Origin of the sequence: Glycocaulis sp. (genome assembly GCF_052168375.1) — a bacterium.
Taxonomy (GTDB): domain Bacteria; phylum Pseudomonadota; class Alphaproteobacteria; order Caulobacterales; family Maricaulaceae; genus Glycocaulis.
Genome location: NZ_JBQLZR010000214.1, coordinates 1 through 5046, shown reverse-complemented (window position 1 = coordinate 5046; position 5046 = coordinate 1). Strand labels below are relative to the sequence as shown.

5 protein-coding genes are annotated in these 5046 nt (G+C 65.1%); 1 reads left to right on the top strand and 4 read right to left on the bottom strand.

Annotated elements, in window-relative coordinates:
• From ACTS2Z_RS08540 to ACTS2Z_RS08530, 3 genes are all read right to left on the bottom strand, one after another.
• On the bottom strand, positions 1–1789 hold a 1789-nt coding region (locus ACTS2Z_RS08540; RefSeq protein WP_442572793.1), incomplete at its 3' end, for a Gldg family protein.
• Complete coding sequence (locus ACTS2Z_RS08535) at positions 1786–2526, bottom strand: ABC transporter permease (protein WP_442572792.1); 741 nt, start codon at positions 2524–2526, stop codon at positions 1786–1788. The genes ACTS2Z_RS08540 and ACTS2Z_RS08535, both read right to left, overlap by 4 nt.
• The gene (locus tag ACTS2Z_RS08530) at positions 2523–3287 is read right to left on the bottom strand and encodes an ABC transporter ATP-binding protein (RefSeq protein WP_442572791.1); all 765 of its coding nucleotides are present in this window, start codon (positions 3285–3287) and stop codon (positions 2523–2525) included. The genes ACTS2Z_RS08535 and ACTS2Z_RS08530 overlap by 4 nt, the downstream gene beginning before the upstream one ends.
• A gap of 332 nt (positions 3288–3619) precedes the next feature.
• On the opposite strand from ACTS2Z_RS08530, the gene ACTS2Z_RS08525 reads away from it, so the two are divergent.
• Positions 3620–3946 carry a DUF2794 domain-containing protein gene (locus ACTS2Z_RS08525; protein WP_442572790.1) on the top strand — a complete coding sequence of 109 codons (327 nt, stop codon included), beginning with the start codon at positions 3620–3622 and terminating at the stop codon, positions 3944–3946.
• An 88-nt stretch (positions 3947–4034) separates the two neighbouring features.
• Here ACTS2Z_RS08525 and ACTS2Z_RS08520 read toward each other — a convergent pair whose 3' ends face one another.
• Positions 4035–4805 (bottom strand): Bax inhibitor-1/YccA family protein, encoded by a 771-nt coding sequence (locus ACTS2Z_RS08520; protein ID WP_442572789.1) that lies wholly within the window; start codon positions 4803–4805, stop codon positions 4035–4037.
• Positions 4806–5046 lie beyond the last annotated feature (241 nt).

The following is a 5046-nucleotide window of genomic DNA, read 5'->3' as shown; positions in this document are numbered from 1 at the left end:
TGACGAGGACGGGCGGCAGCCACACCGTCCAGAACTGCAGACGGCTTTCCAGCCGGTCGATTTCGGTACGGAAGCCGCGTTCAACATCGCGCAACGCCGCGCGGGCGGCGAGGATACGCTCGCGCAGCGCATCAGCGCGCGCGGCATTGGCCGCCGCCGCTCCGCCAAGCGTCGAGGCTTCTCCGGCAGCGCTTAAACGTTCCAGCGAACCTTCTGCGTCGGCCAGCTCGCTGCGCAACTCATCCTGCAGGGTGCGGAAGCGCTCCTCCGCCTCGGCCCGCAGCGCCTCGACACGCACCATGGGGCGGGCAGAGCCGGCCCGCGATCGCAGGCTGACCAGAGCCGGATCGCCCGCAAGCGCATCGGCAATGTTCAGGGCCAGCGCCCGGTTGTCAGCGACCATCTGGTCACCGCCCGACGCGCCGGCGCGCACATAGAAGGCCGGATCCAGCCAGTCGGCATCGGCCAGCACGATGATCTCGGCCTCGGCGGGTCCGGACAGATGGGCCGAAGGTTCGAACAATATGTCGCCCGCCGGCGGGCCGTCAGGGAAGGCGGTGGTGATCATGCCGGAGCGCTGAACGCCCAGCATCAGCGGCGCGCCCGCATCCGGCGCATAGTCCCGGTAGAGCGTATCGGGTGAGGGAGAGCCTCCGGCAATGTCTGCATCAAGGCGCGCGCCGTCTGCGCCTGTCACCAGCAGCGGCAAAAGGCTTGCGCCCTCACCTGCCCGAACCAGAACGCCCGGCGAGCCGAGATTGACGCCTTGCGAGAGCGCCGCTGTCGCAGGCGAGGCATCAGAAAGCCCGGAAGGCGGCACGGAGAACCAGAGCGGATAGGCGCGCGTGCGCGTGCGCCCGTCCTCGTTGACCTGCACGGGCAAGCCGTGCTCGCGGTCCATGGCGACATAGCTCGGATCATATCCAATGCCCCAGCCCGTCAAGAGGCGCGGCAGGCGCGAGGTGCGCAGCGCATTGATCGGCGGCAGCCCGTCAGGACCCGTGCGCAGTGCCAGATGCGCCAGCGGATCGACCGAGGCGAGCACACGGCCATGCCGCAGGGCAAACTGGTCGACCAGATAAAGCTGCGCTTCGCTCAAATTCGGCGGGTGCAGGATGAAGAGGGCATCAGCATCGGGAATGGCCGTGAAACCTTCATCCAGCCACACGACATCATACCCGTCTGCCAGCGCGTCGATGACAGGGTTCGGCGAGGTGCCATCCGGACCCGGCGCAAAGGGCAGCGAGGAGATGATCGCGATGACAGGGGAGCGCGGGCGTTCCAGCTCTGCCAGCATGCGCACGATCTCATACTCCAGCCGCGCTTCCTCTGCCGGATCAAAAAAGGCGATTGTCCGCTGGCGGTCCAGTGCATTGGCACCCGTCAGGCCGAAGAAGAGCGCGTTGCCGCCCTCGGTCTCGACCGGTTCCAGCCCGGCGGCAATGGCTGCATCCTCGGCCTCGGAAAAGGCTGGCGGATCAATCTCGGAAAGCTGGATGCGCCCGCCTGAACGGGCCGCCAGCCCGCGCAGCATCTCGCGCACGCGTGCGCCATAGGCGCGCAGTGCCGGATAGCGGGCCGCCTCGCCGCGCGAATAATAGAAAGTGAGGGTGACCGGCTCATCGAGCCGGTCGATCACTTCCAGCGTGGCCGGGCTCAGCCGGTAGAGCCGGCTTTCGGTCAGGTCGAGGCGGATGCCATCGGTGAAGAGACCGGCAAGCAGGTTCAGCCCGACAAAGCCGGCAACAAGTCCCGATACGGTAAGGGCGAGGAGGCGGGCCGGATTCATCGTCCCCCTCCCCGGCGCGTATCGATCAGCGCCATGGCAATCGCCAGCCCGGTGGCGATAAGCGACAGGAAATAGATGAGGTCCGCCAGGCTGATCACGCCCCGGCGCATGGAATCAAAGCGTGAGAGCGCAGACAGCCCGGCCATGCCATCGGCAAACGCGCCCGGCAGGCGCGCGGCCACGGCATCGAGCACTAGCGGGAGGCCCGCAGCGGTCAGGACAAGACAGGCTCCCATGGCCAGGACAAAGGCGATGACCTGGTTGGCCGTGGTGGCAGAGAGTGCCTGCGAGACGGCAAGATACCCGGCCGCCAGCAGCATGGCGCCGAAATAGGCGGTGGCAATGGCAGCATTGTCGGGATTGCCGAGGTAATTGATCGCGATCCAGAGCGGAAAGCTGGAGACAAGCGCGATCCCCGACACCGCCCAGGCGGCGAGGAATTTGGCCAAGGCTGCTGCCCAGAGCGGTATGGGCGCGGCCAGCAGCATTTCCAGCGTGCCGGTCTCGCGCTCCTCGGCCCAGGCACGCATGGCGAGCGCGGGCATCAGCACCATGAGAAGCCAGGGCAGATAGTCGAAGAGCGGGGCCAGATCGGCCCGGCCCGTCTCGAAAAGCCCGCCCACATGCCAGGCAAAGCTGGGCGCGGCGATCGCAAAGGCGGAAAGGAACACCCAGGCGAGCGGGGTTTCGAAATAGGCGGCAAGCTCACGCCGGAAAACGGCCCACAAGGCGGTCATGTTACCCGCCCTTTATGTCCGCGCGCCCGTGCGACGGCCTGTTCGGCACTATGGCCGGTCAGATGACGGAAGGCACCGGCAAGGGTCATGTCGGGCACGGACTTCACCAGTTCTGCCGGGGTCGTGTCCGCCGCAATGCGGCCCGCCGCAATGACGATGGCGCGCGTGCAGATAGCCTCCACCTCGTCGAGCAGATGGGTGGAGATGAGGATGGTCTTTTCCGGCGCCATCAGGCCGATCAGCGCGCGTACCCCGTCTTTCTGGTTGGGGTCCAGCCCGTCAGTCGGCTCATCAAGGATCAGCACGGGCGGGTCATGGGCGATGGCCGCTGCCAGCGCGGCGCGCCGCTTGAAGCCTTTTGACAGCATGCCGATGGGCCGGGCCGCAGCATCCCCCATGCGGGTGCGTTCCAGCGCCAGCTCGGCAGCCTCGGTCAGCGCCTTGCCGGAAAAGCCGCGTACACGCAGGTGAAACCGGGTAAAGGCGCGCGGTGTCATGGCCGGATAGGCGGGCGCGCCTTCGGGCAGATAGCCAAGCGCATTTTGCGCCGCACGGCGCGCGGTTACGCAGTCATGACCGGCTATCGCGGCCGTGCCCGCATCGGGCTCAAGACAGCCTGTCAGCATGCGCATCGTGGTGGATTTGCCTGCGCCATTGGGGCCCAGAAGCGCCACCACCTCGCCCGTTCGGGCTGAAAAGCTGATCCCGTCGACGGCCCGTGTGGGGCCGAACTGTTTTACGAGGTCATGCGCGTCGATCATGGGGCGGCAGTAACCTGAAGGTGGCGGGAAAGACGCTCCAAGCCATAGCGCGCCTTGGACCGCGCGGCTAGCGCCACATGCAAGCCCTGTCAGGGATAACCGGAATGGGGGGGAGGTGTACCGGCCAGCCCGGCAAACCCGGATCCGGGGGGCTGGGGGGGCTGAAATCCAGATCAGGCTTGTCGCCCGGAACCGGCCGGCCCGTTGAAAATGCTGATCAGGTGAGGCGGCGCGACGGCCAGAATAAGGCCGGACTGTGGCAGCGCATGAAATCTTTGTAAGTCGGCGCAAATTCCCCCAAGCTGGTTTTCGTAGCCATTACGGACCACGCCATGAGAGCAGCCGACGCGCAGGCCATCGAGCCGAAGGTGATGTTTGATCGCCGCGAGCTGGACACGATCCTGCGGGTGTACGGAATGATGGTCGCTGCCGGGGAGTGGCGCGACTATGCGATTGACGGGCTGAAGGACCGGGCCGAGTTCTCCGTCTTCCGCCATGCAGCGGAATACCCGCTCTACCGCATCGTCAAGACGCCCGCGGATGCGCGAAAGCAGGGCGCTTGGAAGATCGTTTCGGCCACGGGCGCTATATTGAAGCGCGGCCATGAACTGGCGCAGGTGCTGAAACTTTTCGACAAGGCCAGGCTGAGGCTGGCGTGAGCGGCGCCGAGTTCCGGAAAGGCAAGAGAAAACAAAAAACGCCCCGGTCACTGACCGGGGCGTTTCAGATTCAGGCTTGGCAAAATGCCTATTCGCGATTGCCGAGCAGCATCAGGATGACCTGGAACATGTTCACGAATGCGATGTAGAGGTTCAGCGCGCCGTAATTGGTCATCACGGCCATGGAGCGCTGGTCGCCCGCGATCTCGGCATAGGTCAGCTTCAGATTCTGCGTCTGCCAGGCAGTGACGCCGGCCATCAGCAGCAGAACAGCAAACTGGATGATCATTTCCATGCCGCTGGACTGGATGAAGAAGCTGTTGATCAGGCCGATGGCGATGACACCGATCATGCCCATGAACAGGAAGACGCGGATCGGCTGCAGATTGGTCTTCGTCGTGTAGCCATAGAGCGACAGGCCCAGGAAGGCCGCTGCCGTGATGGCAAAGGCCTGCGCGATGGTGGTGAAGTCGACATTCAGCGGCGTGCCGGCCATCGTTTCGCCGGAAATGCCTGCCGTTGCCATTGCGACCCAGATGGACAGGCCCGAACCGATCAGGGCGACAATCGCCCAGTAGAGAACGGCGGATCCCAGCGGGGAGGGGTTGCGCATGAAAAACATGGAGCCGAACAGAAGCGCGATCGGGCCAAACTGGATGACGAAGATCAGCGGCGGGCTCAGCACAGCTTGCGTCAGCGGCGGGAAGATCGCGCTGCCGATCAGGAAGGCGAGGGCGCCCGACACGAGAAGGCCAAGGGCCATCTTGTTGTAAACGCCCAGCATGAAGCTGCGAAGGCCGGCATCGACGGACGTGTCGAGCGAGCCTGCGCCGTAGGCGGTGCGGGAAAACTGGTTCATGGGTGTCTCACTAACCTCATTGCAAAAGGGGCAGCGGACGGGTGCGAAGGCACCCACGCTTCGGCCAGTATATCATGGCGGGAGGGCTGGTATTCAAGGGAAACCGGACTGACATGCTGTGTCAGGCCATCCATGGCTCTCCCTTGTTCCCCTTCGTCATTCCGGGCGAGCGAACAGGGAGGCCTGGAACCGAGTTGGCGCGCCCCACCTTCGTCACCCCCGCGCAGGCGGGGGTCCAGAG

Excerpts from the sequence above, each read along its gene's own strand:
- ACTS2Z_RS08530 (WP_442572791.1), bottom strand. The coding sequence starts at position 3,287 with ATGATCGACGCGCATGACCTCGTAAAACAGTTCGGCCCCACACGGGCC.
- ACTS2Z_RS08535 (WP_442572792.1), bottom strand. The coding sequence starts at position 2,526 with ATGACCGCCTTGTGGGCCGTTTTCCGGCGTGAGCTTGCCGCCTATTTC.
- ACTS2Z_RS08525 (WP_442572790.1), top strand. The coding sequence starts at position 3,620 with ATGAGAGCAGCCGACGCGCAGGCCATCGAGCCGAAGGTGATGTTTGAT.
- ACTS2Z_RS08520 (WP_442572789.1), bottom strand. The coding sequence starts at position 4,805 with ATGAACCAGTTTTCCCGCACCGCCTACGGCGCAGGCTCGCTCGACACG.